The organism is Sinomonas soli (genome assembly GCF_054782415.1).
Map to the genome: position 1 here is coordinate 397,268 of NZ_BAAGSN010000006.1, position 25,209 is coordinate 422,476.

The 25,209-nt window shown below is 72.3% G+C and carries 26 protein-coding genes and 2 pseudogenes; 8 read left to right on the forward strand and 20 right to left on the reverse strand.

Annotated features, from left to right (window positions below):
• Nucleotides 1-3: 3 nt before the first annotated feature.
• From ACYVKZ_RS07480 to ACYVKZ_RS07505, 6 genes are read right to left on the reverse strand one after another with little or no spacing between them, the layout of a single operon-like run.
• Nucleotides 4-324 carry a putative quinol monooxygenase gene (locus tag ACYVKZ_RS07480; RefSeq protein WP_460991481.1) on the reverse strand — a complete coding sequence of 107 codons (321 nt, stop codon included), beginning with the start codon at nucleotides 322-324 and terminating at the stop codon, nucleotides 4-6.
• A gap of 20 nt (nucleotides 325-344) precedes the next feature.
• Nucleotides 345-965 (reverse strand): hypothetical protein, encoded by a 621-nt coding sequence (locus ACYVKZ_RS07485; protein WP_460991483.1) that lies wholly within the window; start codon nucleotides 963-965, stop codon nucleotides 345-347.
• Nucleotides 966-983: 18 nt separating this feature from the next.
• Nucleotides 984-1,379, reverse strand: coding sequence for an MmcQ/YjbR family DNA-binding protein (locus ACYVKZ_RS07490; protein WP_460991485.1), 396 nt, complete (start codon nucleotides 1,377-1,379; stop codon nucleotides 984-986).
• The gene (locus ACYVKZ_RS07495; protein ID WP_460991487.1) at nucleotides 1,379-1,813 is read right to left on the reverse strand and encodes a CoA-binding protein; all 435 of its coding nucleotides are present in this window, start codon (nucleotides 1,811-1,813) and stop codon (nucleotides 1,379-1,381) included. The genes ACYVKZ_RS07490 and ACYVKZ_RS07495 overlap by 1 nt, the downstream gene beginning before the upstream one ends.
• Before the next feature lie 22 nt (nucleotides 1,814-1,835).
• On the reverse strand, nucleotides 1,836-2,624 hold the full coding sequence (locus tag ACYVKZ_RS07500) for a hypothetical protein (protein ID WP_460991489.1): 789 nt from the start codon (nucleotides 2,622-2,624) through the stop codon (nucleotides 1,836-1,838).
• On the reverse strand, nucleotides 2,621-3,178 hold the full coding sequence (locus ACYVKZ_RS07505) for an RNA polymerase sigma factor (protein WP_307008481.1): 558 nt from the start codon (nucleotides 3,176-3,178) through the stop codon (nucleotides 2,621-2,623). The genes ACYVKZ_RS07500 and ACYVKZ_RS07505 overlap by 4 nt, the downstream gene beginning before the upstream one ends.
• A gap of 333 nt (nucleotides 3,179-3,511) precedes the next feature.
• Here ACYVKZ_RS07505 and ACYVKZ_RS07510 point away from each other — a divergent pair, with 333 nt between their 5' ends.
• Together ACYVKZ_RS07510 and ACYVKZ_RS07515 are read left to right on the forward strand one after the other, a co-directional pair.
• Nucleotides 3,512-4,315, forward strand: a complete 804-nt coding sequence (locus ACYVKZ_RS07510; protein WP_460991491.1) for a histidine phosphatase family protein — start codon at nucleotides 3,512-3,514, stop codon at nucleotides 4,313-4,315.
• Nucleotides 4,299-5,234: an NAD(P)H-hydrate dehydratase gene (locus tag ACYVKZ_RS07515; protein ID WP_460991493.1), complete on the forward strand. Its 936-nt coding sequence runs from the start codon at nucleotides 4,299-4,301 to the stop codon at nucleotides 5,232-5,234. Before ACYVKZ_RS07510 ends, ACYVKZ_RS07515 begins: the two co-directional genes overlap by 17 nt.
• 52 nt (nucleotides 5,235-5,286) lie before the next feature.
• Here the strand turns inward: ACYVKZ_RS07515 and ACYVKZ_RS07520 are convergent, their stop codons facing one another.
• On the reverse strand, nucleotides 5,287-6,573 hold the full coding sequence (locus ACYVKZ_RS07520; protein WP_460991495.1) for an adenylosuccinate synthase: 1,287 nt from the start codon (nucleotides 6,571-6,573) through the stop codon (nucleotides 5,287-5,289).
• A 171-nt stretch (nucleotides 6,574-6,744) separates the two neighbouring features.
• Here ACYVKZ_RS07520 and ACYVKZ_RS07525 point away from each other — a divergent pair, with 171 nt between their 5' ends.
• Complete coding sequence (locus ACYVKZ_RS07525; protein WP_460991497.1) at nucleotides 6,745-7,602, forward strand: DUF1206 domain-containing protein; 858 nt, start codon at nucleotides 6,745-6,747, stop codon at nucleotides 7,600-7,602.
• 29 nt (nucleotides 7,603-7,631) lie between these two features.
• On the opposite strand, the gene menE is transcribed toward ACYVKZ_RS07525, so the two are convergent.
• Genes menE through ACYVKZ_RS07550 form a run of 5 tightly spaced genes read right to left on the reverse strand, consistent with a single transcriptional unit; the run spans nucleotide 7,632 to nucleotide 12,745 of the window.
• Nucleotides 7,632-9,188: an o-succinylbenzoate--CoA ligase gene (gene menE / locus ACYVKZ_RS07530; protein WP_460991499.1), complete on the reverse strand. Its 1,557-nt coding sequence runs from the start codon at nucleotides 9,186-9,188 to the stop codon at nucleotides 7,632-7,634.
• A gap of 30 nt (nucleotides 9,189-9,218) precedes the next feature.
• On the reverse strand, nucleotides 9,219-9,692 hold the full coding sequence (locus ACYVKZ_RS07535) for a MaoC family dehydratase (protein ID WP_460991501.1): 474 nt from the start codon (nucleotides 9,690-9,692) through the stop codon (nucleotides 9,219-9,221).
• Nucleotides 9,693-9,712: 20 nt separating this feature from the next.
• The gene (locus ACYVKZ_RS07540) at nucleotides 9,713-10,900 is read right to left on the reverse strand and encodes an acyl-CoA dehydrogenase family protein (RefSeq protein WP_460991503.1); all 1,188 of its coding nucleotides are present in this window, start codon (nucleotides 10,898-10,900) and stop codon (nucleotides 9,713-9,715) included.
• A 1-nt stretch (nucleotide 10,901) separates the two neighbouring features.
• Nucleotides 10,902-11,807: an amidohydrolase family protein gene (locus tag ACYVKZ_RS07545; RefSeq protein ID WP_460991505.1), complete on the reverse strand. Its 906-nt coding sequence runs from the start codon at nucleotides 11,805-11,807 to the stop codon at nucleotides 10,902-10,904.
• 2 nt (nucleotides 11,808-11,809) lie between these two features.
• A complete protein-coding gene (locus ACYVKZ_RS07550) occupies nucleotides 11,810-12,745 on the reverse strand; it encodes an SDR family NAD(P)-dependent oxidoreductase (protein WP_460991507.1) in 936 nt (311 codons plus the stop codon).
• A gap of 120 nt (nucleotides 12,746-12,865) precedes the next feature.
• On the opposite strand from ACYVKZ_RS07550, the gene ACYVKZ_RS07555 reads away from it, so the two are divergent.
• Entirely contained in the window at nucleotides 12,866-13,330 is a 465-nt protein-coding gene (locus ACYVKZ_RS07555; RefSeq protein ID WP_460991509.1) for a MarR family winged helix-turn-helix transcriptional regulator, read from the forward strand.
• Between the two features lie 27 nt (nucleotides 13,331-13,357).
• Here the strand turns inward: ACYVKZ_RS07555 and ACYVKZ_RS07560 are convergent.
• Nucleotides 13,358-14,625 (reverse strand): annotated as a pseudogene (locus tag ACYVKZ_RS07560) (FAD-binding protein).
• 24 nt (nucleotides 14,626-14,649) lie between these two features.
• Nucleotides 14,650-15,651: an SDR family oxidoreductase gene (locus ACYVKZ_RS07565; protein WP_460991511.1), complete on the reverse strand. Its 1,002-nt coding sequence runs from the start codon at nucleotides 15,649-15,651 to the stop codon at nucleotides 14,650-14,652.
• Nucleotides 15,652-15,852: 201 nt separating this feature from the next.
• Here ACYVKZ_RS07565 and ACYVKZ_RS07570 point away from each other — a divergent pair, with 201 nt between their 5' ends.
• The 4 genes from ACYVKZ_RS07570 (at nucleotide 15,853) to ACYVKZ_RS07585 (ending at nucleotide 19,902) form a co-directional block, all read left to right on the forward strand.
• Nucleotides 15,853-17,358 (forward strand): ABC transporter permease, encoded by a 1,506-nt coding sequence (locus tag ACYVKZ_RS07570; protein WP_460991513.1) that lies wholly within the window; start codon nucleotides 15,853-15,855, stop codon nucleotides 17,356-17,358.
• Between the two features lie 149 nt (nucleotides 17,359-17,507).
• The gene (locus ACYVKZ_RS07575; protein WP_460991554.1) at nucleotides 17,508-18,176 is read left to right on the forward strand and encodes an ABC transporter ATP-binding protein; all 669 of its coding nucleotides are present in this window, start codon (nucleotides 17,508-17,510) and stop codon (nucleotides 18,174-18,176) included.
• 120 nt (nucleotides 18,177-18,296) lie between these two features.
• On the forward strand, nucleotides 18,297-18,653 hold the full coding sequence (locus ACYVKZ_RS07580) for a non-heme iron oxygenase ferredoxin subunit (RefSeq protein ID WP_307008507.1): 357 nt from the start codon (nucleotides 18,297-18,299) through the stop codon (nucleotides 18,651-18,653).
• A gap of 7 nt (nucleotides 18,654-18,660) precedes the next feature.
• A complete protein-coding gene (locus ACYVKZ_RS07585; protein WP_460991516.1) occupies nucleotides 18,661-19,902 on the forward strand; it encodes an NAD(P)/FAD-dependent oxidoreductase in 1,242 nt (413 codons plus the stop codon).
• An 18-nt stretch (nucleotides 19,903-19,920) separates the two neighbouring features.
• Here the strand turns inward: ACYVKZ_RS07585 and glmS are convergent, their stop codons facing one another.
• The 6 genes and pseudogenes from glmS to ACYVKZ_RS07615 all read right to left on the reverse strand — a co-directional run bounded on the left by glmS (nucleotide 19,921) and on the right by ACYVKZ_RS07615 (nucleotide 25,135).
• Nucleotides 19,921-21,741 (reverse strand): glutamine--fructose-6-phosphate transaminase (isomerizing), encoded by a 1,821-nt coding sequence (glmS, locus tag ACYVKZ_RS07590; protein WP_460991518.1) that lies wholly within the window; start codon nucleotides 21,739-21,741, stop codon nucleotides 19,921-19,923.
• A 61-nt stretch (nucleotides 21,742-21,802) separates the two neighbouring features.
• Nucleotides 21,803-22,063: a hypothetical protein gene (locus ACYVKZ_RS07595; protein WP_460991520.1), complete on the reverse strand. Its 261-nt coding sequence runs from the start codon at nucleotides 22,061-22,063 to the stop codon at nucleotides 21,803-21,805.
• Nucleotides 22,064-22,129: 66 nt separating this feature from the next.
• A pseudogene (locus tag ACYVKZ_RS07600) lies at nucleotides 22,130-22,483 on the reverse strand (maltokinase N-terminal cap-like domain-containing protein); the annotation flags it as partial.
• A 93-nt stretch (nucleotides 22,484-22,576) separates the two neighbouring features.
• Nucleotides 22,577-23,011 (reverse strand): DUF3151 domain-containing protein, encoded by a 435-nt coding sequence (locus tag ACYVKZ_RS07605; RefSeq protein ID WP_460991522.1) that lies wholly within the window; start codon nucleotides 23,009-23,011, stop codon nucleotides 22,577-22,579.
• Nucleotides 23,011-24,033 (reverse strand): class II fructose-bisphosphate aldolase, encoded by a 1,023-nt coding sequence (fbaA, locus tag ACYVKZ_RS07610; protein ID WP_460991524.1) that lies wholly within the window; start codon nucleotides 24,031-24,033, stop codon nucleotides 23,011-23,013. The genes ACYVKZ_RS07605 and fbaA overlap by 1 nt, the downstream gene beginning before the upstream one ends.
• 121 nt (nucleotides 24,034-24,154) lie before the next feature.
• Nucleotides 24,155-25,135 (reverse strand): ribokinase, encoded by a 981-nt coding sequence (locus ACYVKZ_RS07615; protein WP_460991526.1) that lies wholly within the window; start codon nucleotides 25,133-25,135, stop codon nucleotides 24,155-24,157.
• Nucleotides 25,136-25,209 lie beyond the last annotated feature (74 nt).

Below are 25,209 nucleotides of genomic sequence, written 5' to 3' on the forward strand. Positions count from 1 at the left end.
GTGCTAGCCGATCTGCAGCTCGCCCATCTCGCCCCAGCCCTCGCCATCGACCTGACGGGAGATGATGCCCGGGGTCCTGACCAGGCACGGCCGCATGGACTCGAGGCCCTTCGCGAAGTGCGCACTCTGGACATGCGGGGCGGCGCCGTCGTCCGTGAAGCCCTCGACGAGCACGTACTCGGCCGGGTTCTCGAGCGAGCGCGACCACTCGAAGAACAGGTTCCCGGGCTCCTTGCGCGTCGACTCGGTGAACTCGCGCACGATCTCGGGGAACTGCTCCGCGTACTCGGGCTTGGTCTCGAACTTCACGACGATGAAGTACATGGGGTCCTTTCGGTAGTTGGTCAGCCGCCGGTGGCGCGGCAGGCCTCGATCCCCTCGCGCGCCCACGCCACCTGGGCCGGGGTGCCCACGCGTTCGGCCCACTGTTCCGCGAGCTGGAACTCGACCAGCCCGCGGTGGGGCTCGCCGGCGTCGAGGAACATCCAGCCGAGGTTCCCGTGGAGCGAGGCGCACCAGCGCTGGGCCCGCTGGCTGTGGGAGCTGCTGGCGTACTCGATCCCGGCGCGGGCCCAGGCCTCGGCGTGGTCGGTGTCCGCGATCGCGAGCATGTGGAACGCGTCCGCGGCGAGGAACTCCTCCCCGAGGTGCTCGCCGAGCTCGGCGGCCTGCTCGAACAGCGGCACGGCCATGGCGGCGTGCCCGGAGGAGTTGAGGAGACGGCCGCGCTCGAGGACGACTCGCACGCCGATCGTGGGGTCCGGCTCGCAGTCGATGCCGTCGAGGAGCGCATCGGCCTCCTCGAAGCGGCCCTGCAGGCCGATCGCGCGGCCGAGCTGCGTCATGAGCTCGCAGCGCTCCGCGTCGTCGAACCGCGGGTCCTCGAGGGCGCGGCGGAAGGCCGCCTCCGAGGCGGCCGGATCGGAGAAGTCCCACAGGGCATCGAGCGTGGACTGTTCGAGCACGCTCCCACCCTAACGTGCTCAGCGGGCGAGCCGGCTCCAGCCCAGCGCCTCGCGGTGCGCCCTGGGGAGCCCCGCCACGACGAGGTCGTACGAGTCCTCGACGAGGTCCCGGACGTCCTCCTCGGCGAGGGCGCCGTCGAGGCGCACGTCGCTCCAGTGCCTCTTGTTCAGGTGCCAGGCACCGGTGATCTCGGGATGGGCGGCCCGCAGCTGGACCGCGAGCGCGGGGTCGCACTTGAGCGCGACCCTGAGCGGGACCGCGTCGAGGGTGGAGAGGGCGAACATCTTCCCGGGCCGCTCGTCGCCCCCGCGCGGGGACCGGACCTTGAACACCGAGGCCTCCGGCCCGAAGGGGAAGTCCTCGTACGCCCCCGGGAATCCCAGGCACAGTTCCCTGAGCTGGCCCGCGTCCATCACGCGGTCCTGCGGCCGCGCCGCCACAGCTCGCGCTCGGGGCAGGCGTCCATGACCACGTCGAGTCCGGCCGCCTCCGCCCGCTCGGCCGCGGCCTCGTCCACGACGCCGAGCTGCATCCACACGGCCCGGGCGCCCACGGCGATGGCCTGGTCCACGACCTCCCCAACCCGGGCGGAGTTCACGAAGCAGTCCACCACCTCGATCGGGTGCAGTTCCGCGGGGATGTCCGCGAGCTGCGCGTAGCCCTTCTCCCCGTGCACGTCCTCGCCGCGCAGGTTCACGGGGATGATGCGGTTGCCCATGACGTCGCGGACAGTGAGGGAGACGGCGTGCGCGGCGCGCCATTCGTTGCGGGTCAGCCCCACGATGGCCCACGTCCCGGGCGTGCTCATGAGGCGGTCGATGACAGCAGGATCATTCACGTGCCGCATGGGGCCATGCTACTGCGGCGGCCTACCGGCCGGAGTCCTGGGTGTCCCCGCCCAGCCCCTCTCCTCCTTGGCCGCCTCCAGCCGTCCCGCTGGGGCTCGGGCGCGGGCTGCCCTGCGAGGGGCGCGCGGGCTCCGTGGAATCGCCGGAGGCGCGCCCCCGCGCGCTGCCCTGGGGCTGCTGCTGGTCCTGCCGGACCTGATCCTGCGGGCCCTGGTCCCCGGCTTCGCGGGCCGCTGGGGAGGCCCCGTCGTCCCGGCCCTGGACCGGCCGGGCGGCGCCCCGTTCTCCGGCCTCCCCCGCCCCGGTGCCGCCCGCGGCGGCGCCCGCCGTGCCTGCGCCCTGCGGCGGCGCCGTGGTACCCGTCGGGGTGCCGGTGGGCGCGGCGTCGCCCGGGGCGAGCGGCTCGGCGGAGTGGGTCAGCGAGGGCCCGACGGCGGGGTGCAGCGGTGCGTGCCAGGCCCAGACCTGGCCCGTCATCGCGGCCACGCCGCTCGCGCCGAGGCCCATGCCCGCCGCGACGAGCACGCCGATCATCGCCCCGCGGTGGCGCTTGATCCAGCGCGGCCTCGGGGCGGCGGCCGCAGCCTCGGCCTTCCGGGCCGCCGCCCGGGTGAGGGGGAGCACGACGCCGAGCGGCGCCGTCGCGCTGTCCGCCGCCTGGCCGCCGGCGAGGAGGCGTGCCAGCTCGCCGGTGGGCGCGGGCGGCTCGGCGATCCGGAGCGCAGCGATCCGCTCGAGCGCGGCCGTCAGCGCGGCGTCGTGCTCGAGCCCCTCCTCGGCGAGCACCGCCTGCACCTGCGTCCTCTTCACGCTGATCGGACCCACTCTTCCTCTGCTACGTGCTCCCTCAGGGCCAACAGGGCCCTGCGTTGGAGCTGCTTGACCGCGCCCGGCGTCTTGCCGAGCACTGAGGCGACTTCCTCGATGCTCAGTTCCGCCACGATGCGGAGCGTGAGCACTTCCTTCTGGTCCCCCTTGAGCCTGCCGATCAGGATCTCCGCGTCGGTCTGGCCGGCGGCGAGGAGGGCATCGTGCTCGGCGGAGGCGGTCTCACGCGTGTCGAGCAGCGGGTCGTAGTCGACGATCCGCGGCCGGCGCTCGGTGCGGCGGTAGTGGTCCACCACCCGAGCATGTGCCACGGAGAAGACGAGCGTCTTCAGCCCTGCCGCCCCGCCGGTGATCGAGCCCAGGCGCGGGAGCACTGCGACGAACACGTCCTGCGCGAGCGCCTCGGGGTCGTCCACCCCCCGGGCGGACATGTAGCCGATCACCGCGGGTGCCAGCGAACGGTAGACGAGGGTGAACAGCTCGTGCTCCGTCAGCGCACCCGGCGCGAGATCGTCGTCGGTGATCGATTCGAGCACGGCTATCCTCTGGATTCCTGACCCTGGACTCTGAAGGCAGAACCCGCCCAGTCTAGCCGTGGGCCAGCTGCGCCGACGGCCCGACTGGGCAGAGAGGAAGCCGGGCTGGAACATGATGGGGGACAGATTCCAGCCCGGCTTACATCCACGTAATCGTCCGCCGCCCCCGGAAGGTTACGCGGATTCCGGATTTTCTTTCGGGGGTCCTTTCCGGCCCCGCGGCGGCCGACGCGCCGCGGTGCGCCGTCGCGGTCGGTTACTTTCCTCCGCCCACCGGGTACGGCGTAGGTGGTGTTCCTGGATCCGGCACGGCAAGGACGGGGTGATGTCTCGATGGACACGTCAGTGAACAGAGGTTCGGCCGGCGACGGCGGCCTGGCGGAGGCCGTCCAAGGGCCCGGGGCGGTGGAGCTGCTGCTGATCCGCCACGGAGAGAGCGAAGGCAACGTCGCGGCGACGGAAGCGCGTGAGGCCGGGGCGGAGGTGATCGACGTCCCCGCCCGCGATGCCGATGTCGACCTGTCCGGCACCGGCCGGGACCAGGCCAAGGCGCTGGGCATCGCGCTGGGCCGGATGGCCGCCGAGCTCCGCCCGGACGCGGTGGTGTCCTCACCTTACGCGCGGGCCCGCCAGACGGCCGAGATCGCGGTGGAGACGGCAGGCTGGCCGCTGCAGGTGCGCACCGACGAACGGCTGCGCGACCGCGAGCTCGGCATCCTGGACCGGCTCACCCGGGTGGGCGTGGAGCAGCGCTATCCCGAGGAGTCCGAGCGCCGGGCCTGGCTGGGCAAGCTGTACTACCGGCCGCCGGGCGGGGAGTCGTGGGCGGACGTGGCCCTGCGGCTGCGGTCCGTCCTCGCGGACGTGAACTCCCTGGGCATGGGGCACCGGGTGATGCTGGTGTGCCACGACGCCGTGATCATGCTGTTCCGGTATGTGCTCGAGGGGCTCAGCGAGAGGGAGCTGCTGGACCTGGCCGCCCGCGAAGCGATCCTCAACGCCTCGGTGACCCGGTTCGTGCGCCCCTCCGGCGTGGGACCGTGGACGCTGGAGAGCTTCAACGTGGCCGACCACCTGACAGAGCTGGGCGTCGAGGTCACCGAGCACGCGGGAGACACCAGTGCCCGGCCGCGCTGACTCCTCCGGCGCCACCCCGGTGACGCCGTCGCTCCTGCGGGAGTGGCCGCTCCCTGCCCCGGGCCAGGACAAGTACTCGCGCGGGTCCGTGCTCGTGGTGGGCGGAGCCCGGCCCACGCCCGGCGCCGCCCTGCTGGCGGGGACGGCCGCCCTGCGCGCCGGCGCCGGGAAGCTCACGCTGGCCGTGGCGGAATCGGTGGCCGTGCAGGCGGGGGTGGCGTTGCCCGAGTGCGGGTCGATCGGCCTGCCGGAGACCGCTGCCGGCTCGGTCCGGCCAGAACTGGACCGGATCGCCGCGTCCCTGGACGAGGCGGACGCCATCCTGGTGGGCCCGGGGCTCGACGACCCCGAGCTCGCCGGGCAGCTGCTCGCCGCGCTGCTCCAGCGCGAAGCCGCCCGCGGCGACCGGCCCCGCGGTGACCCGGGCGGCCGCGGAGGGCCCGCCGTCGTCCTCGATGCCTACGCCCTCGGCGCCCTGGCGTCGCTCGAGGACCAGCTGGCACCGTGGCGCGGGCGGCTGATCCTGACCCCGAATCGGAAGGAGGCCGCGGTCCTGCTGGGCCGGGACGTGGACGACCTCGAGAAGGACCTGGCCGAGATCTCCGCCAGGTTCCACGCCGTGGTCACCTGCCAGGGGCTGATCACCCAGCCGCCCGGGCTCGAGCCGGAGGAGCCGGAGCGGTGGAGGATCACCACGGGCTACGGCGGCCTGGGCACCTCCGGCAGCGGGGACGTCCTGGCCGGCGCGATCGCCGGCCTCCGGGCGCGGGGAACCAGCAGTGCGCAGGCTGCCTGCTGGGGCACCCACCTGCACGCCTCGGCCGGCGACCGGCTGGCCAGCAGGCTCGGCCCCCTCGGGTTCCTCGCCCGCGAGCTCGCCGACGAGCTGCCCGCCCTGATGCTCGAGTTCAGCGTCTGACGCGCGCGCCGTGCACGTGGAAGCCCCAGCGATCCCCTGCGGGAGGCCCGCCCTAGTCGATGAGGTCGCGGACCACGATCGTCTGCTCGCGGTCGGGGCCGACCCCGATGGCGGAGAACCGCGTCCCGGAGAGCTTCTCGAGCGCCAGGACGTAGTCGCGCGCGTTGGCCGGGAGCTCGTCCAGGGTCGTGGCGCCCGAGATGTCCTCCGTCCAGCCGTCGAAGTACTCGAAGAGCGGCTTGGCGTGGTGGAACTCAGTCTGGGTCATCGGCATCTCGTCGTGCCGCACCCCGTCGACGTCGTACGCGACGCAGACCGGGATGCGCTCGATGCCGGTGAGCACGTCGAGCTTGGTCAGGAAGTAGTCCGTGAAGCCGTTGACGCGCGAGGCGTGGCGGGCCAGGACGGAGTCGTACCAGCCGCAGCGGCGCGGCCGGCCGGTGTTGACGCCGAACTCGCCGCCGGTCTTCTGCAGGTACTCGCCCATCTCGTCGAACAGCTCCGTGGGGAACGGCCCGGCGCCCACGCGGGTGGTGTACGCCTTGATGATGCCGATGGCCCGGGAGATGCGGGTGGGGCCGATGCCCGAGCCCACCGAGGCGCCGCCCGCGGTGGGGTTCGACGACGTGACGAACGGGTAGGTGCCGTGGTCCACGTCGAGGAACGTGGCCTGGCCGCCCTCCATGAGGACCACCTTGCCGTCGTCGAGCGCCTTGTTCAGCTCGTAGGTCGAGTCGATGACGAGGGGGCGCAGACGGTCCGCGAAGCCGAGGAAGTAGTCCACCGTCTCGTCGATGTCCACGGCCCGGCGGTTGTAGACCTTGACGAGGAGCTCGTTCTTCTGGTGCAGCGAGCCCTCGACCTTCTGCCGCAGGATGGACTCGTCGAAGACGTCCTGGACGCGGATGCCGAGGCGGGCCACCTTGTCCATGTAGGCCGGACCGATCCCCCGGCCGGTGGTGCCGATCGCGCGCTTGCCGAGGAACCGCTCGGTGACCTTGTCGAGGGTCTGGTGGTACGGGGCCACGAGGTGGGCGTTGGCGGAGACGCGCAGCCGGGACGTGTCGGCGCCGCGGGCCTCGAGCCCGTCGATCTCCTGGAAGAGCGCCTCGAGGTTCACGACGCAGCCGTTGCCGATGATCGGGATCGTGTTCGGGCTCAGGATGCCGGCGGGCAGGAGCTTGAGCTCGTACTTCTCGCCGCCGACCACCACGGTGTGGCCCGCGTTGTTGCCCCCGTTGGGCTTGACCACGTAGTCCACGCGGCCCCCCAGCAGGTCCGTTGCCTTGCCCTTGCCCTCATCGCCCCACTGGGCTCCGACGATCACGATTGCTGGCATGGATTCCTCCCCGGACACCGCCCACGGCCCGGCTGGCCGTCGGCCTACATGCAAAGACCCCGTCTCTCGCGCGTCGTGGCAAGACTTCCGGGGCTCTTGCCACCCAAGTCTACCGAAGCGGGGCAAGGGGCACCGAAGATGATGGGAAGCACTCACCTCAGGAGGTCATCAGTGGACGATCATTCACGCGGGGGCGGCGGGGCCGACAACTCGGCTCAGCGGGGCGCCAAGGACGCCGCCCACCATGCGGAGCGGGCCGCGAGCTCGCCCGCAGCGCGCACGGTGGCGCGCGCCGGCTTCGCATTCGTGGGTCTGCTGCACATCCTCATCGCGTGGTTGGCGCTGCAGGTGGCGCTCGGGGGCAGCAGCAAGAGCGCCGACCAGTCGAGCGCAGTCCAGCAGATCGCCTCGGCGCCGGGCGGCCCTGTGCTGCTCTGGGCCGCCGTCGTCTGCTGCGCCGCCCTCGCCGTGTGGATGGTCATCGACGCCGTCGCGAAGTGGCGGCGCGAGGGCAAGCCTGCCAAGGCCCTCGGGCCCGGCGGCACGGCGCTCGCCTACTTCGGCCTCACGTGGCTCTTCGTCAGCTTCGCCCTCGGGAACCAGAAGAACTCGAGCCAACAGTCCCAGCAGACCACCGCCAACGTGCTCTCGATTCCCTTCGGCCCCGTGGTGCTCTTCATCGCCGGGCTCGTGGTCCTCGGCGTCGGCGTGTACTTCGGCTTCCGCGGGGTGACCCGCGGCTTCCTGGGCAAGGACGCCCAGCCGACCGAGTCCGCGCCGGACTGGGTGAAGGTCGTGGGAAGCGTCGGCTACACGGCTAAGGGGGTCGCCGTGGCCGTGGTCGGAATCCTGATCCTGGTCGCGGCCGTGCGCCATGACCCGAAGCAGCAGTCCGGCCTCGACGGCGCCCTCAAATCGCTGGCCTCGCAGCCGTTCGGCGGCTGGATCCTCGCGGCCGTGGCCCTCGGCCTCGCCTGCTACGGCATCTACAGCGCGGCGCGGGCCAAATACGGCAACTTCGACCAGTAGCCCGCGCCGCCCACTGCTCCGAGACAGTCCTACCGCGCGAACTGCTTCCGCAGCTCGGCCTTGCGGATCTTCCCGCTCGCCGTGCGGGGCATCTCCTCGACGAACACGACCGACTTGGGGATCTTGTACCGGGCGAGCCGCCCGTCGAGGTGGGCGCGGATGTCCTCCGGAGTGAGCGAGGTTCCCTCCCGCAGCGTCACGACGGCGCGCGGCACCTCGCCCCACTTCTCGTCCGCGACCCCGATCACGGCCACGGAGGCCACCTGGGGCAGCTCGACGATGGCGGCCTCGACCTCGGCGGGATAGATGTTCTCGCCGCCGGAGATGATCATGTCCTTGAGCCGGTCGGAGACGAACAGGAAGCCCTCCTCGTCGCGGTAGCCCATGTCGCCGGACTTGAACCAGATCCCGTCCGCGTAGGAGTCCCGGGTCGCCTCGGTGCGGTTCCAGTACTGCTTGATCACGTTCGGTCCGGAGATCTGGATCTCCCCGACCTCCCCCGGGCCGAGGACCTCGCCGAGCGGATCCGCGATCCGGATGTCGGCGAAGAACTGGGGCAGCCCGGACGAGCCGGCCTTCTCCCGGGACCGCCACACGGGCAGCGTCGTCGCCCCGGGGGCCGTCTCGGTCATGCCGTACCCGTTCGAGAACCCGAGCCCGCGCTCCTCGTAGGCCTCGAGGACGCGCAGCGGCACGGCCGAGCCGCCGCAGGTGAGCTTGTCCAACGAGCTGAGGTCCGTCGTCGCCCAGGCGGGGTGCTCGGCGAGGAGCTGGTACGTGGTCGGGACGCCGCTGAGGGCCGTGATGCGGTGCCGCCCGATGAGCTCGAGCGCACGGCCGGGGTCGAACTTCTGCTCGAGCACCACGGTGGCGCCCTTGAGCAGCATGGGCAGCAGGCCCATGTCGAGGGAGGCCACGTGGAACAGCGGGGAGATCATGAGCGCCACGTCGTGGCGGTTCACGTCCATGTCGGTGATGACGTTGATGCAGTTCCACGTGATGTTGCCGTGGGTGAGCAGCGCCCCCTTGGGCCGGCCGGTGGTCCCCGACGTGTAGAGGATCATCGCCCCGTCGTCGAGGCCCACCGTCTCGTCGATCCACTCGTCGGGCGCCGCCGCGAGGGCGTCCTCGTAGCGCCCGACGACGGCGGTTCCGCCCGCGCTGGGAGCGGCGCCGGCGGCGTCGGCCGCCGACCCGACGACGAGGCGGTGCTGCACCCCGGTGCCCGCCGCGGCCGAGGCGGCGAGGCCCTCGAGGGGGGCGCCGTGGACGAGGAGGCGGGCGCCGGAGTCCTGCAGCTGGAACTGCAGCTCGGGGGGCGCGAGCCGGGTGTTGAGCGGGATGAAGATCGCGCCCAGGAGGCCCGCAGCGAAGAACGTCTCGACGAAGGCCGGATCGTTCTCGCCGAGGTACGCCACGCGGTCGCCCCGGGCCACGCCCCGGCGGCGCAGCGCGTTGGCGAGCCGGTCCGTCCGCTCGGACAGCTCCGCGTAGGTCAGCGTGCGGTCGCCGGCAATGAGGGCGGTCTGGGGCCCGGACTTGGGGCGGCGGCGGTGGAGCCACGAGCCAACACCGTTGTTGTACATGCAGAACTCCTGAGGGGGCGGCGGGACGGCTTACTTGTAGAACCGCGCGAGGAACTCGGCGACGACGGCCGGGCGCTCCTGGCCCTCGATCTCGATCGTGGCGTTGACCTTGATCTGGGCGCCGCCCTTGACCTCGGTCACCTCGGCGATGGCGCCGGCCATGCGGACCTTGGAGCCGACCTTGACGGGCGAGGTGAACCGGACCTTGTCGAGCCCGTAGTTGACCTTGGTGGTGACGCCCTCGACGTCGAACAGCTCGCCCCAGAACGGGATGACGAGGGAGAGCGTGAGGAAGCCGTGGGCGATGGGCGCGCCGAACGGGCCGTCCTTGGCGCGCTCGGGGTCGGTGTGGATCCACTGGTGGTCGTCGGTCGCGTCGGCGAAGAGGTTGACGCGGTCCTGGGTGATCTCCATCCATTCGGTCGTGCCGAGGTCGGCGCCGGCCAGGGTGGGGAGCTTGTCGAAGTCGACGACGAGCCTCGGCTCGGAGGTGCGTGCGGTCATGGTGTTCTCCTTGGAGTTCTCTATTTGGTGAAGGCGCTCTGGCCGGTGAGGGCGCGGCCCACGATCAGCGCGTTGATCTCGTGGGTGCCCTCATAGGAGTAGACGGCCTCGGCGTCCGCGTGGAAGCGTGCCACCTCGGCATCCAGGGTGATGCCGTTGCCGCCCACGACCTCGCGGGCGAGGGCCACGGTCTCGCGCATGAGCAGCGAGGTCTGCATCTTCGCCAGGGCGGAGTCCTGGTCGCGGTAGACGCCCTTCTCCTGCTGCTCGGTGAGCCGGACCACGAGCGCGAGGCTCGAGGTGAGGTTGCCGAGCATCCGGGCGAGCTTCTCCTGGACGAGCTGGAACCCGCCGAGCTGGCGGCCGAACTGCTCGCGCCCGGTGACGTAGCGCAGGGCGGCCTCGAAGGCGCCGGCCTGGATGCCGGTGGCGATCCAGGCGACGTCCGAGCGCATGGCCCGGAGCATGGCGGCGACGTCCCGGAACGAGTTCACGTCGTGGAGCCGGTCCGCCTCGGTGACGCGCACGCCCTCGAGCGTGATGTGCGCGTTCTGCATCATGCGCAGGGCCGTCTTGCGGTGGATCTTCTCCAGGGTGACCCCGGGGGCCTCGCGCGGGATGAGGAACGCCTTGACCTGCCCGTCCGCGACGTCGCGCGCGAATACGGCCAGGACATCGGCCGTGAAGGCCCCGCCGATCCAGCGCTTGGCGCCGTCGATGACCCAGGTGTCCGTGCCCGGCTCGCGCCGGGCGGTGGTGGCCAGGCCGCCGGCGATGTCGGAGCCGTGCTCGGGCTCGGTGAGGCAGAAGACGCCCTTGAGCGAGAAGTCGGTGACCTTGGGCATCCACTCCCGTCTCTGCTCCTCGGAGGCGCCGACGCGGATGGCCGTGCGGAACAGGCCCGCCTGGGCCGTGTAGAACGTGGCGATGGAGGCGTCCGTGCGTGCCAGCTCGAAGATGCGGAAGCCGTGGTAGAGCCCCCGGGCGGGGCGGGTCCGGTTCGCGGTGAGCTCGGCGGGCTCCATGAGGTCCAGGTCGATGAGCGGCTGGGCGATCTCGTAGGGGAACTCGCCGCGCTCCCAGTAGTCGCCCACGAGCGGCCTGGCGGTCGTGTCGAGGAAGTCGCGCAGCCGGCCGAGGACCAGTCGCTCGTCGTCGGTGAGGAGGCCCGCGGCGTCGTACCAGTCGCAGACGGAGTACAGGTCCATCTCAGTGCTTCCCTTCCGCGGCGGTCCCGAGCCCGAGGAGCTTGACGGCGTTGTCCTTGAGGATCTTGGGCCGGATCTCGTCCTTGAGCGGGAGGTCCGCGAACGCGCCGAGCCACTTCGCGGGGGTGATGAGCGGGAAGTCGGTGCCGAACAGGACCTTGTCCGCCAGCATCGAGTTCGCGGCCCGCACGAGGGACTGCGGGAAGTACTTCGGGGACCAGCCCGAGAGGTCGATGTAGACGTTGGACTTGTGGGTGGCGATGGAGATCGCCTCGTCCTGCCAGGGCACCGAGGGGTGCGCCATGATCACGGTCAGGCCGGGGAAGTCGGCGGCGACGTCGTCGAGCAGCACCGGGTTGGAGTACCTGAGCTTGATCCCGTGGCCGCCCGGCAGCCCGGCGCCCATGCCGTTCTGGCCGGTGTGGAAGACGGCCGGGAGGCCGAGCTCCGCGAGGGCCTCCCAGAGCGGGTAGAACTCCTCGCTCGAGGGGTCGAAGCCCTGCAGGGACGGGTGGAACTTGAATCCGCGGGCGCCGAGCTCGAGGGCCTGGTGCCGCGCACGGGCAATCGCCTCCTCGCCCGTGCGCGGGTCTACGGAGCCGAAGGGGATGAGGACGTCATGGTGCTCGGCGGCACCGGCGATGAGGTCCTCGATCGAGTTCGGCTCGTGCTTCAGCGCTGTGCGCGCGTCCACGGTGAAGACGACGGCGGCCATGTTCAGCGAGCGGTAGGTGTCTGCGATCTTCTCGAGCGTGGGGTGGCGGTCCTCGGCCTTGAAGTACTTCGAGGAGGCCTCGTTGAGGTCGTCCGGGAGGGAGCAGTGGCCGTGGCCGTCGATCTCGATGTGCACGTGCATGTCGATCGCGTCGAGCTTCTCGACGTCGAGGCCGAGTTCATAGCGGGACATGCTCAGCGGGCCTCCGCCCCAGAGGGCTGGAGCTCGGCCGGAAGTGGGAGGAACTCCTCGCCCACGCTCTGCAGGTGTCCGCCGATCAGCTCGGCCCCCTTCTCCTGCAGGGCCTCGTAGGTCCAGCCGCCCTCGCGGTAGTCGGTGGTGGCGGCCTCGGGGTGGGTCCAGACCTGGAGGCGGTCGCCGCCGGCCCCGATCGCCTGGCCGGTGATGCCGGCCGCCTCGTCGGAGGCGAGGTACGCGATCAGGCCCGCGACGTCGTCGGCCGTGCCGAAGCCGAGGTCGTGGCGGAAGAAGTCGGGCATGCGCTCGCCGTTCTCGTCCGCCTCGACGGCCTTCGCGAAGTACGGCACTGTCTTGGTCATCGCGGTCGCGGCGACGGGGATGACGGCATTGACGGTCACGCCGGCCTTCTTCATCTCCAGGGCCCAGGTACGCACCATGCCCACGATCCCGGCCTTGGCGGCGGCGTAGTTGGTCTGGCCGAAGTTGCCGCGCTGGCCCGTCGGGGAGCCGATGGTGACGATGCGGCCGGCGACGCCGTTCTCCTTGAAGTAGGCGTAGGCCTCGCGGACGCAGGTGAAGGTGCCCTTGAGGTGGACATTGATGACGAGGTCGAAGTCCTCGTCCGTCATCTTCAGCAGGCTCTTGTCCCGCAGGATGCCGGCGTTGGTGACGAGGATGTCGAGGCGGCCGAACTCCTTCACGGCGCCGTCCACGAGGGCCTTCGCGGCCTCGGTGGCCCCGACGGGGACGACGACGGCGGTCGCCTTCCCGCCCTCCGCCTGGATCTGCTCGACCGCGGCGGCGGCGGTAGCCTCGTTGACATCGTTGACGACGACGGCGGCGCCCTGACGCGCGAGCTCCCGGGCGTAGGCGAGGCCGAGGCCCTGTCCGCTGCCGGTGACGATCGCTACTTTGCCTGCCAGGCTCATGCCCTGCTCCCTTGCGGTCTGTGGCTGTGGCCTCGTCCATGAGACCCTTGTCACAGTCCATGAGATACTGGATCATTGAAAATGTCAACGATTGAATTTTGATGAGGTTTGGAGGCCCCGGTGAGCATTGGCCAAGGCGTGGATGCGGCCGACACCCCGCGGCTCGCGACGTCGGCGATCGCGGACGACATCGGGCTCCTGCTCGCGAAGGTCCGTGCTGCCGGTTCGGTCCTGAATAACCGCGCGCTGGCTGCCTTCGGCCTGCGCGAGCGCTCCTACTCGGTGCTGCGGCTCGCGTGCAGCGGCCTCGAGCCCACCCAGCGCGAGCTCGCCGACTTCCTGAGCCTGGACCCCAGCCAGATCGTGGCGCTCATCGACGAGCTCGAGGGGCAGGGCCTCGTGGCGCGCGAGCAGGGCCGGACCGACCGGCGGCAGAAGATCGTGCTCGCGACCCCGGCCGGCGAGCGCCTGCACGCGCAGGCGGAGGCGGCCCTGAAGTCCTGCGAATCGGAGCAGTTCGCGGCCCTCAGCGCGGCCGAGGTCGCGTCGCTGCGGGCCCTGCTCCAGCGGACGCTCTGGGGCTAGCCCCAGCCGACCAGGGGTGCAGGCCCGTCAGCCGAGGACGCGGTCCAGGTAGGCGTTGCGGAATACGCCGTCGGGGTCGCGCCGGGCCACGAGCCTCCGGAAGTCCTCGAACCGGGGGTAGAGCGCGGCGATCGCGGCCGGGGGCATGGCGTTCAGCTTGCCCCAGTGCGGTCGGGCGCCGAACGGGGCGAGGGCGTCCTCGAGCTCGGGCAGGAGGGCCTCGACCTCGCGCTGGAGCGGCTTCCAGGTGAAGTGGAGGGCCACGCTGTCCTGGCGGTAGGAGGGGCTGAGCCAGAGCTCGTCCGCCGCGACCGTGCGGATCTCGGAGACGTAGAGGAGCGGCGCCAGCCGGGCCGCGAGCGCCCGCACCGCGCGGAGGGCCTCCGCCGCCCGTGCCCGCGGGAGGAGGTACTCGGTCTGCAGTTCGTCCCCGGCGCTCGGGGTGAACTCGTGCCGGAAGTGCGGGAGCCGGTTGAGCCAGGGGCCGGCAACATCGAGCTGCTGGGTGCAGTTGCCCGCATCCATCTCGGGCAGCGGGTGACGCGGCCGCTCGGCGGGAGCGGCGCCGAAGAAGGACGCCGGCGCGGCGCCCCCGCTTCCGTCCTCGCCGGCGCCGACGCGCACCTTGCGCCAGGCCTGGGCCACGGTGGCCCCGGCATAGTCGGTGAAGAGCGAGACGCTGTAGCCGGCCCCGGCCACCGCGTCGAAGTCGGCGAGCACGGCGTCCCACGGCAGGCCCTCGAACACCTGCTGCCGCACCCGGTAGGTCGGCTCGATCGCCAGCTCGAGCGCCGTCACGATCCCGAGGGCCCCCAGGCCCACGACGCTGCCGCGGAACTCCCCGCCGCCGGCCGCGTCGAGCCGGTCGAGCTCGCCGGAGGCCCGCACGAGATCGATCGCCGTCACGGCAGAGGCCAGGGCGGGGCTCGCGATGCCGGACCCGTGCGTGCCGGTCTGGACGGCACCGCCCACCGAGATGTGGGGCAGCGAGGCCATGTTGTGCAGCGCCCAGCCCTCGCGTTCGAGGGCGGCCCCGAGCGCTCCGTAGGTGGTGCCGGCCGGCACCCTGACCGTCCGGCGCGCGGAGTCCACCTCGATCCCGCGGGGCAGCCGGTCCAGGACGACGTGGCCCCGCCGGTGTCCGCGATGTCGTTGAAGCAGTGGCGCGAGCCCAGCGCCTTGACCCGCTCCCCCCGTCGCGCGGCGCCGGCGACGAACTCTGCGAGCTCCTCCGCCGATTCCGGCCGCACGACCGACGCCGCCGCATACTCGAGATTCCCAGCCCAGTTCCTCATCGTCGCGCTTCCGGGCCCGTCCCGTCAGTGGGAGTTCGGGGCGACGCGGAACCGGTCCGCGAGCTCGTCCATCAGCCGGTCGATGTGGGGATCGACTGCCTTGCGCGCCGGGTCCTCGTCGTGCCACGCCACCATCTCCCGCGCGCCCTGCTCGTAGGGGATGCAGGGAGCGAAGTCGGGGACGATGCTGCGCAGCTTGGAGGTGTCGAAGACCGCCGAATGGGTCTTGTCGCCCAGGAGCGAGGCGCCCCATTCCGGGTCCACGGCCGCGATGGCCTCGGAGGGCACATGGACGATCCGGGCCTCCGCCCCGGCGGCGCGGGCCAGGACGTGCGTGATCTGGTCCCACGTCAGCACATCGTCCGAGGTGATGGTGAAGGCCTCCCCGAGCGCCCTCGAGTGCCCGAGCAGGGGGACGAAGCCGCGGGCGAAGTCCTCGTGGTGGGTCAGGGTCCACAGGGAGGACCCGTCGCCGTGGACCACGATCTCCTTGCCCTGCCGCATCCGCTCGACCACGGTCCAGCCGCCGTTGAACGGGGGCCGCGTCCTGTCGTAGGTGTGCGAGGGCCGGATGACGGTCGCGGGGAAGCCGCGCTCGCGGTAGGCCGAGGTCAGCACGTCTTCGCACGCGATCTTGTCGCGGCTGTACTGCCAGTACGGGTTCCGCAGCGGCGTGGACTCGCGGACGGGCAGCCGTGCCGGCGGGGTCTGGTAGGCCGAGGCGGAGCTGATGAAGACGTATTGGCCGGTGCGGCCCTCGAACAGCCCGAGGTCGGCCTGCACGTGGTCCGGGGTGAACGCGACCCAGTCCACCACGGCATCGAACTCACGCCCGCCCAGCACGTCCCGGACGGACTGGGGATCGCGGATGTCCGCCACGAGCTGTTCGGCGCTGGCGGGGACCTCGCGCCGGCCGGTGCCGCGGTTGAGGACCGTCAGGTCGATCCCCCGCTCCACGGCGAGCCGCGCGCACGCCGAGCTGATGGTGCCGCTGCCCCCGATGAAGAGGGCCTTGAGTGGACTCATGGGGGCCTGCCTTTCGCGTCGTCCGCACCGTGCCCGTGTCCGCAGTCTGCCACCCCGGACCGGCGCCGCGGGAGAGGTTCCGGCCCCCAGAAGCCGCATCCGACACAGCAGCACCACAGGTTCGCCCTACAGATCCCATAGATTCCCGCCATAGCCTTCGGGGCAGGCGCGGCGAAGGTCCGCGCATCGAAGGGACACCCCATGTTTGCTCGGTACCTGCGGCGGGAGCTGTCAGGGCGGCGGAAGCAGACCGCCATCATCGCCATCGCACTGGCCCTGGCCATCGCACTCGTCATCGTCGTCAACGCACTCTCGGCGGGCGTCCGCGATGCCCAGAAGGCCGCCCTCGCGTCGGTGTACGGGGTGGGCACCGACATCACGGTGACCAAGGCCCCGGCCGCCCCGACCGCCGGCGCGCAGCCCGGGCAGCGGTTCGACTTCAACGGGGGCACGGGCGGCACCGCGGGCTCCTCGACCGCGGTGAACCAGTCGCGGCTCGTCTCGGGCCGCGGCGCCTCGACCTTCGCCTCGACCTCGCTCGCCACGGTCAAGGGCACCGGCGGCGTCCAGGCCGCCTCGTCCGCGCTCTCGCTCATGAACCTCACCCTCAACGGCCAGGTCAACCAGAACGGCAGCGCCACCGCCGCCCCCACTGCCCCGGCGCAGTCCGCCACGGGTTCCCGCCAGGGCGAGTTCCGCCGCGGCCCGGGCGGTTCGTTCGGCGTCAACTCCTTCAGCGTCCTCGGAATCGACTCCAATGCCTCGACGGTCGGCCCCCTCGCCGCCGCGACGGTCTCCCAGGGGCGTGCCCTCGGGACGCAGGACGTCGGCAAGCACAACGCCGTCGTCGATTCCTCCTACGCGACGACCGCGAGCCTGAAGCTCGGCGGCACCGTGAACGTGGGCGGGACGGACTTCACGATCGTGGGCCTTGTCTCCGCGACCGGTTCAGAGTCGGAGACCGCCGCGAACGTGTACATCCCGCTGGACGTCGCCCAGACCCTCTCGAGCCAGCCCAACGTCGTGAGCACCGTCTACGTCAAGGCCGCGTCCTCGGACCAGCTCTCCACGGTCAAGTCCTCGCTCCAGAAGGCCCTGCCGGACGAGACGGTCAACACCCAGGACGACCTCGCGTCGAATGTCTCCGGCTCCCTCGCCAACGCCTCGAGCCTCATCTCGGGGCTCGGGCTGTGGCTCTCCATCGCGGTCCTGCTGGCCGCGTTCCTGCTCGCAGCGCTCCTGACCCTCTCGGGCGTCTCCCGCCGCACCCGGGAGTTCGGCACCCTCAAGGCGATCGGCTGGCGCAACTCGCGGATCGTGCGCCAGGTCGCGGGCGAATCCTTCGTGCAGTCGGCGATCGGCGCCGTGGGCGGGATCGCCATCGGCCTCCTCGCGGTCCTGGCCCTGAACATCTTCTCCCCGACCCTGAGCGCCTCGGCCGGCGTGGGCCGCGGTGCCGGACAGGCGGCCCGGCAGGCCGCGGGCCAGGCCGCGGGCGGTGCCGGCCAGGGCGGCGGCTTCGGCGGCGGCGGGTTCGGCCGAGCCGGGGCGGCGGCCACCCAGGTGGTCCTGGGCGCCCCGGTGACCCCCTCCGTCATCCTCATCGCGGTGGCCATCGCGATCGCGGGCGGCCTCATCGCCGGCATGGTCGGCGGATGGCGTGCGGCGCGCCTGCAGCCGGCAGCGGCCCTGCGGAGCGTGGCCTGATGAGCGTCCAGGACGAGAAGCGACTCGGAACAGAGGAACCCAGCATGCAGCGCACCACGACCCCCGACGAGGACCAGAACCCCGTCCAGGCCCCGACCACCGCCCCGGACCCCGGGCAGACGGGCTCCGCGCCGGCCGGCTCAGCACCGATGTTCGAGCTGGTCGACGTCGCCAAGACCTACCAGCAGTCCAAGCGCGAGGTCAGGGCGCTCGACGGCGTGAGCCTGAGCATCCCCGCCGGGCAGCTCGTGGCGGTCCAGGGCCCCACCGGCGGCGGCAAGTCCACGCTCCTGCAGATGCTCGGCGCGCTGGACCGGCCCACCTCGGGGACGGTCACCCTCGCGGGCCGGGAGATCTCTCGGCTCCGGGACCGGCAGCTCGCGGACATCCGCGCCCGGGAGATCGGGTTCGTGTTCCAGTCCTTCAACCTCATCCCGACCCTGACCGCGCAGGAGAACGTCGAGATGGGCCTCGCGCCCCTCGGCCTGCCGGCCAAGGAGCGGGCAGAGCGTGCCACCCAGGCCCTCGCGTCGGTGGGGCTCGGTGAGCGTGCGGCGCACCTGCCCGGCGAGCTCTCGGGCGGCCAGCAGCAGCGCGTCGCGATCGCCCGGGCCCTCGCCAAGCGCCCCAAGGTCCTCCTCGCGGACGAGCCGACGGGCAACCTCGACGAGGGCACCCGGGACGAGATCATGGACCTCTTCGAGACGCTCTGGCGGCAGGGGCTCACAATCGTGCTCGTCACGCATGACTCCTCGGTGGCGCGCCGCGCCGAGCGCCGCCTCCGGATTGCCGGAGGCACGCTGACCGAGAAGGACTAGGCCCGGCGCGGACGACGGCGGCCGGCGGCTTCCGTGGGGGGCGTCGCCCGCCGTCCGTCCGCGGGCGGCCCGAGGCGCACGCCCCGGGTCGGCCGTGCTCCCCGGACTAGAGTGGAAGCCATGAGCGAAGGAATCGTGGTCGGCAGCACGGGCGAGATCGAGGAGGGCACGGCGAAGGTCGTCGAGCCCGAGGAGTCCGGCTTCGACGAACCGATCGCGGTCTTCCATGCCGAGACCGGCTGCTTCTTCGCCCTCAACGACACATGCACGCACGAGGACGCCTCCCTTGCCGAGGGCTGGATCGAGGGCGAGACAGTCGAGTGCCCCCTCCACTCCTCGAGCTTCAGCCTGCGCACCGGGAAGGTCCTGTGCCTGCCCGCCACGGAGGACACCCGCACCCACCGTGTCGAGGTCCGCGACGGCCAGGTGGTCCTGTACCCGGGCACGGGCGCCGATCCCGACGCCTGCGCCCAGTAGCACCGCGGTGGGCACGCCGAACCGCGTCGTCATCGTGGGCGGCGGCGTCGCCGGCTTCAGCGCGGCGCAGGAGCTCCGCGCCCGCGGCTACGCCGGCGCCCTCACCGTGGTCTCCCCGGAGGGCCTGCCCTACGACCGGCCGCCCCTGAGCAAGGGCTACCTCCTCGGCACCGAGGACGCCGACCGGATCCTGCTCGCCCCCGAGCCGTGGTACACCGAACACGGCGTCGAGGTCGTCGCCGCCCGCGCCGCGGCCCTCGACCTCTCCCCCGGCCGCCCCGCGGTGGCCCTGGAGGACGGGACCCGGCTGCACGCCGACCGCCTCCTCCTGGCCACCGGCGCCCTGCCCCGCCGACTCGGCATCCCCGGCGGCGACCGTGCCGTCGCGCTGCGCTCCCGCGCCGACGCCGACGCGCTCCGCCGCGTCCTCGTCCCCGGCGCCCGCATTGCCGTGGTCGGTGCGGGCCTCATCGGTGCCGAGGTCGCCTCCGCGGCAGCATCCCTCGGCGCCGAGGCCACGCTCATCGACCCGGTGGCGCCCCCGCTCGTGCCGGCCGTCGGGGAGGATCTGGCCCTCAGGCTGCACGCCATGCACAGCGGGCGCGGTGTCGCCACCCTCGTGGGCGCGCCCGTCGCGATCGAGGAGGGGACGCACGACGCCGGCCCGCACCTCGTGCGGTTGGCCGACGGCCGCGCCGTGCCCGCGGACGCGGTGGTGGTGGGCATCGGGGTCATCCCGGACACTGCGCTCGCCTCGGCCACCGGCCTCACTGCCGAGGACGGGATCCTGGTCGGGCCCGACGGCTCGACGTCCCATCCTGCGGTCTACGCGGCCGGCGACGCGACGCGCGTGCGGCGGCAGGACGGCGCAGTGCGCCTGCAGCGGCGCGCGGAGCACTGGGAGGCCGCCGTCCGCTCGGGCCAGGCCGCGGCGGCGGGGATCCTCGGTGAGGCGCCGCCCGAGTTCGGTGCGCCGTGGTTCTGGTCGGACCGCTACGGCGTGCACGTCGAGGCCGTGGGGACCATGGATGCCCGGCAGGCGCCCGGCGCCCGCACGGTGCTGCGGGAGGCGGACGGCGTGCCGGTCGCGGCGTTCCTCGTCGCGGAGGACGGGCGCCTGCTGGGCGCCGCCGCGGTCGACCAGCCGCTCGTGGTCCGGGCGGCGCGGCGGATCATCGACCGGGGCCTGGTGCCCGACCCGGACCGGCTCGCGGACCCCTCAGTGGACCCGCGGAAGCTCGCCCGCTAGCCGCACCCGTTCGGGGCCTCATTCCACGGTGACCGACTTGGCGAGGTTGCGCGGCTTGTCGATGTCGTGGCCGAGGGCCAGGGCTGCGTGGTACGCGAGGAGCTGGGTCGGGATGGTGAGCAGGATGGGGTCCAGCTCCGGCTCGTTCTTGGGGACCTCGATGCTCTCCACCCCGGGCAGGTCCAGCCCGACCCCCTCATGGGTGATGGCGAGGACTCGGCCCTTGCGGGCGAGCACCTGCTCGGCTGCGGCGATGTTGCGCTCCGTCAGCTCGTCATCGGGGATGATCGCGATGGTGGGCATGTCCTCGTCGATCAGGGCGAGCGGGCCGTGCTTGAGCTCGCTCGTCTGGTACGCCTCGGCGTGGACGTAGCTGATCTCCTTGAGCTTCTGGGCCCCCTCGCGCGCCACCGGGAATCCGCGCACGCGTCCGATGTAGAACGCGCTCTGCGCCGAGGCGATCCGCCGGGCGACGGCGGCGACCTTGCCCTCCGCGTCCAGGATCTGCTGGATCTGGGCCGGGATGGCCTTCAGGCCGCGGAGGATGCGCTGCCCGTCGGCGTGCGAGAGGTCATGCAGGCGGCCCAGGTGCAGCGCGAGGAGCGCGAACGCCAGGCCCATGTTGGTCAGGGCCTTGGTGGACGCGACGGCGACCTCGGGTCCCGCGTGGAGGTAGATGCCACCGTCGACCTCGCGGGCGATGGTCGACCCGACGACGTTCACGAGGCCGATCACGCGGCCTCCCTTGCGGCGGATCTCGTTGACCGCGAAGGCGGTGTCGGCCGTCTCCCCGCTCTGGCTGACGGCGACGTAGAGCGTGTCGTGCTCGATGATCGGCTGGCGATAGCGGAACTCCGAGGCCGGTTCGGCGTCGGCGGGGATGCGGGCGAGCTCCTCGATGAGCTGCGCGCCGAGCTGGCCGACGTAGTAGGCCGAGCCGCAGCCGAGGATCTTGACGCGCCGGAAGCTGCGGAGTTCGCGGGGCTCGAGGCCGAGACCGTCGAGGCGGGCGGTGGCGAAGCGCTCGTCGAGGCGTCCGCGCAGGCACGTCTCGGCGGCGGCGGGCTGCTCCTGCATCTCCTTGAGCATGTAGTGCTCATGCCCCGAGAGTTCGAGGTCCTCGGCGGCGACCGCGATCTCGACCGGGACGCGGTCCGTCTCATTCGCGGCCCGGTCGAAGGTGCGGAAGCCCGAGGAGGTGACCGTGGCCAGCTCGCCGTCCTCGAGGTGCACCACGCGGTTGGTGTGGCGGACGAGGGCAGCGACGTCGCTCGCGACGAACATCTCCTTCTCGCCGACGCCGATGATGAGCGGGGACCCGCTGCGGGCCACGACGATCCGGTCCGGGTGCCGGCTGTCCACCACGGCGAGGGCGTAGGTGCCGGTGATCCTGCCCAGGGTCTCGAGGAGGGCGGCCTCGAGGGTCTCGGCCTCGGAGCGGGCGATGAGGTGGGCGATCACCTCGGTGTCGGTGTCGCTCGCGAGCGTGACGCCGGCGGCCCTGAGGGAGGCCCGGAGGTTGGCGGCGTTGTCGACGATGCCGTTGTGCACCACGCTGATCCGCCCGTCGGCGCTGCTGTGCGGGTGGGCGTTCCGCTCGGCGACGGGCCCGTGGGTCGCCCAGCGGGTGTGGCCGATGCCGACCTTGCCGGCCAGGCGCTTGGGCAGGGCCGCCTCGAGGGCGCGGACGCGGCCCACGGTGCGCACGAGCGTCGTGCCGTTCGTGCCGAGGACGGCGATGCCGGCCGAGTCGTAGCCGCGGTACTCGAGCCGGGCCAGTCCTTCGATGAGGAAGGGCGCGGCGGCCTCCGTGCCGATGTAGCCGACGATTCCACACATGGTGCTTCTCCCTCTGGTCGCCGCACCCCGGGGCCGGGTGTGCGGATGGTGGGTGCCGCCCTCAGCCGTAGACGATGCGGCGCAGCTGGCGTTCGGTGAGCTGCGGCGCCTTCACCGGCCTCCTGCCGAGCTCGTCGGCGATGATCGCGAAGGCCTCGGCGTTGCGGGTGCCGTGGGTCTGGAGGTGGCTGTGCCGGCGGCGCACGTACTCCTCCACCGGCTCCCCGTACCAGGCGATGACGTCCTCGATCACGCGCGCCGCTTCTCCAGCGGTCAGACCCGTGCTCCCGGCGATGCGTCGAACGATTTCCTCATCAGGCACGCCACCGAGTGTGCCCCGCGGGACGTGTGGAAATCAAAAATCTGCCCGAAATCGGGCAGATATAGCTCAATCAACCGCCACGAGGGCGGCGTCGCCCCCGTCCAGCGGCGCGACCAGGAGCCAGCGGCCGGTGACGGCATCCCCGGGACGGCCGTGAATTCCGAGCCATCGGGCGATCCTCAGGGCTGCGCCGTCCCCCTCGGCCCCGGTCGGGGTGCCGTGCGCCGCGCGGACGCGCACGTCGGACTCCCGGACCGTCACGCCCTCGGGGCCGTGGTCCTCGAGCAGTGCCTGGGGCTGCTGCCCACGGGCGCCGCGGACGAGCGCAGCGCGTCCCACCGGGTCGCCGGCGGCGTCGTAGACCCAGCGGGTGCCGAGCACCGAGTGCTCCATCGTGCCGACGAGGACGTCGTCGCCGCCCGCGGGCTGGCGGCGCGCCCGACAGAAGCGGCGCGTGGCCGGCCTCCGAGCGGAAGCCTGCCACGCGCCGTCGTGCGCTGAGGGTGCCGGGCGCTACGCCTCGGCGCCGAGCGCCTCGATCGCGGCCTTGGCGGTCGGGTCGGCACCGGCGAGGAACTCGTCGATGCGCTCCGGCTCTCCCGGCTCGCCGAGGGCCGAGGCGGCGCGGCCGAGGGCATGCAGGGAGCGGAGGAAGCCCCGGTTGGGCTCGTGCTCCCACGGCACCGGCCCGGCGCCGCGCCACCCGCTCTTGCGGAGGGCGTCGAGGCCGCGGTGGTACCCCACGCGGGCGTAGGCGTAGGACTCGACGGTGCGGCCCTTCGTCCACGCCTCGTCGGCGAGGATCGCCCACAGGAGGGACGAGGCCGGGTGGTCGGCCACGAGCTCCTCGGCGGACTCCCCGAGGGCCAGGCCGCGGTAGACCTCCGTCTCGGCCGGCAGCCGGGTGGGCTCCGGGCCGAGGAGGTTGGTGCGGTGCTCCCCCGCCATTACTTGATGGACTTGCCGGCGGAGCCGAGCTGCTGCGCGGCCTCGACCACGCGGGCGGCCATGCCGGCCTCCGCGGCGGCACCCCACACGCGCGGGTCGTAGGTCTTCTTGTTGCCGACCTCGCCGTCGACCTTGAGCACGCCGTCGTAGTTCGCGAACATGTGGCCGGCCACCGGGCGGGTGAACGCGTACTGGGTGTCCGTGTCGATGTTCATCTTGATCACGCCGTAGGAGACGGCGTCCGCGATCTCCTGCTCGCTCGAGCCGGAGCCGCCGTGGAAGACGAGGTCGAACGGGTTGTCCCTGCCGATCTTGGCGCCGACCTGTGCCTGGATGTCCTTGAGGATCTCCGGGCGGAGCTTGACGTTGCCGGGCTTGTAGACGCCGTGGACGTTGCCGAAGGTCAGGGCGGTGATGTAGCGGCCGTTCTCGCCGGCGCCGAGGGCCTCGACCGTCGCGAGGCCGTCGGCCACGGTGCTGTAGAGCTTCTCGTTGATGGCGTTCTCGACGCCGTCCTCCTCGCCGCCCACAGCGCCGATCTCGACCTCGAGGATCATCTTCGCGGCGGCGGTGCGGGGCAGGAGCTCCTTAGCGATGCGCAGGTTCTCCTCGAGGGTCTCGGCGGAGCCGTCCCACATGTGCGAGTTGAACAGCGGGTCGCGGCCGGCCTTGACCTCGGCCTCGGACGCGGCCAGGAGCGGCAGGACGAAGCCGTCCAGCTTGTCCTTGGGGCAGTGGTCGGTGTGGAGCGCGATGTTGACGTCGTAGCTCTTGGCGACCTCGCGGGCGAAGGCGGCGAAGCCGAGGGAGCCGATCACCATGTCCTTGACCGAGGCGCCGGACCAGTAGGCCGCACCGCCGGTGGAGACCTGGATGATGCCGTCGGAGCCGGCCTCGGCGAAGCCGCGAATGGCGGCGTTGAGGGTCTGCGACGAGGTGACGTTCACCGCAGGGAATGCGTAGCCGCCGGCCTTGGCGGAGTCGATCATCTCTGCGTACTTCTCAGGGGTGGCGATAGGCATTGAGTGCTCCTCGACGGTGGGTCCACGCGTACCGCGTGTTATGGGCCACTGCCCATCCTAGCGACGGGCCCCACGCGTGGTCCCTCTCGGTCGCGGCAGATGACGGCGGCGTGCGGCCGGCCTACTGGAACGACGAGCGGGCAGCTGCGCCGTCCCCGGCGCCGGCCTCCCGCAGGAGCCAGGCGCGGACCTCGTCGGCGTCCGGGTACGAGGGCTGGGCGCCGTGGCGCGCTGTCCCGAGGGCGGCGGCGACGCAGGCGTAGCGGGCCGCGTCCTCGAGGCCGTCGCCGGCGGCGAGCCGGGCCGCGAGGGCGCCGGCGAACCCGTCGCCGGCGCCGGTCGTGTCCACCGCGTCCACCCGGAGTGATTCGATGTGCGCGATCCCGTCCGGCCCGAGCACCACCCCGCCACGGGGGCCGAGCGTCACGATCGACTGCTCGAATCCGAGGTGCGCCAGGCCGGCCCGCACGAGCTCCCAGTCCTGCGGCTCGGCGCCGAGGCCGTCCTGTCCGAGCAGCTGCCCGGCCTCCTGCGCGTTCACGAGCAGCACGTCGACGCAGGGCACCAGCTCGGCGGGGATGCTGGCGTAGGGAGAGAGGTTGAGGATCACGGCCGCGCCGGCCGCCCGCCCTGCCCGGGCCGCGGCGAGCACGGCGGCCTGCGGCACCTCGAGGCAGAGGCACACTGCGGCGGCCCCGGCGAACGCGGCGATGGGGGGAGCGGCCGCCTCGGCGACCTCGTCCGGGCCGAGCAGGGCATTCGCCCCCGGCACGATCACGATGCTGTTCTCGCCCTCGGCGTCGACGGTGATGCCCGCGACCCCCGTCGGCACCCCGCCGACCGTGCGGACCGAGGACACGTCGACGCCCGCTGCGGTGACTGAGGCCAGGAGCAGGCGCCCGTGGGCATCGTCGCCGACGCTCCCCACGAGCCGCACGGAGGCGCCAAGCCGTGCCGCGGCGACGGCCTGGTTCGCGCTCTTGCCGCCGGGATGGACGGCGAAGCCCGTCCCCGCGACGGTCTCTCCGGGCGCTGGCATCCGGTCCGCGGAGAAGACGAGGTCCGCGTTGAGCGATCCGACCACGACCACGGTGGAATCCATGCGGCCCATCCTAGGGTCGCCGCGGCAGACGGAAGCGGGGCGCACGACGCCGGTTCCCACCCGCCGTCGTGCGC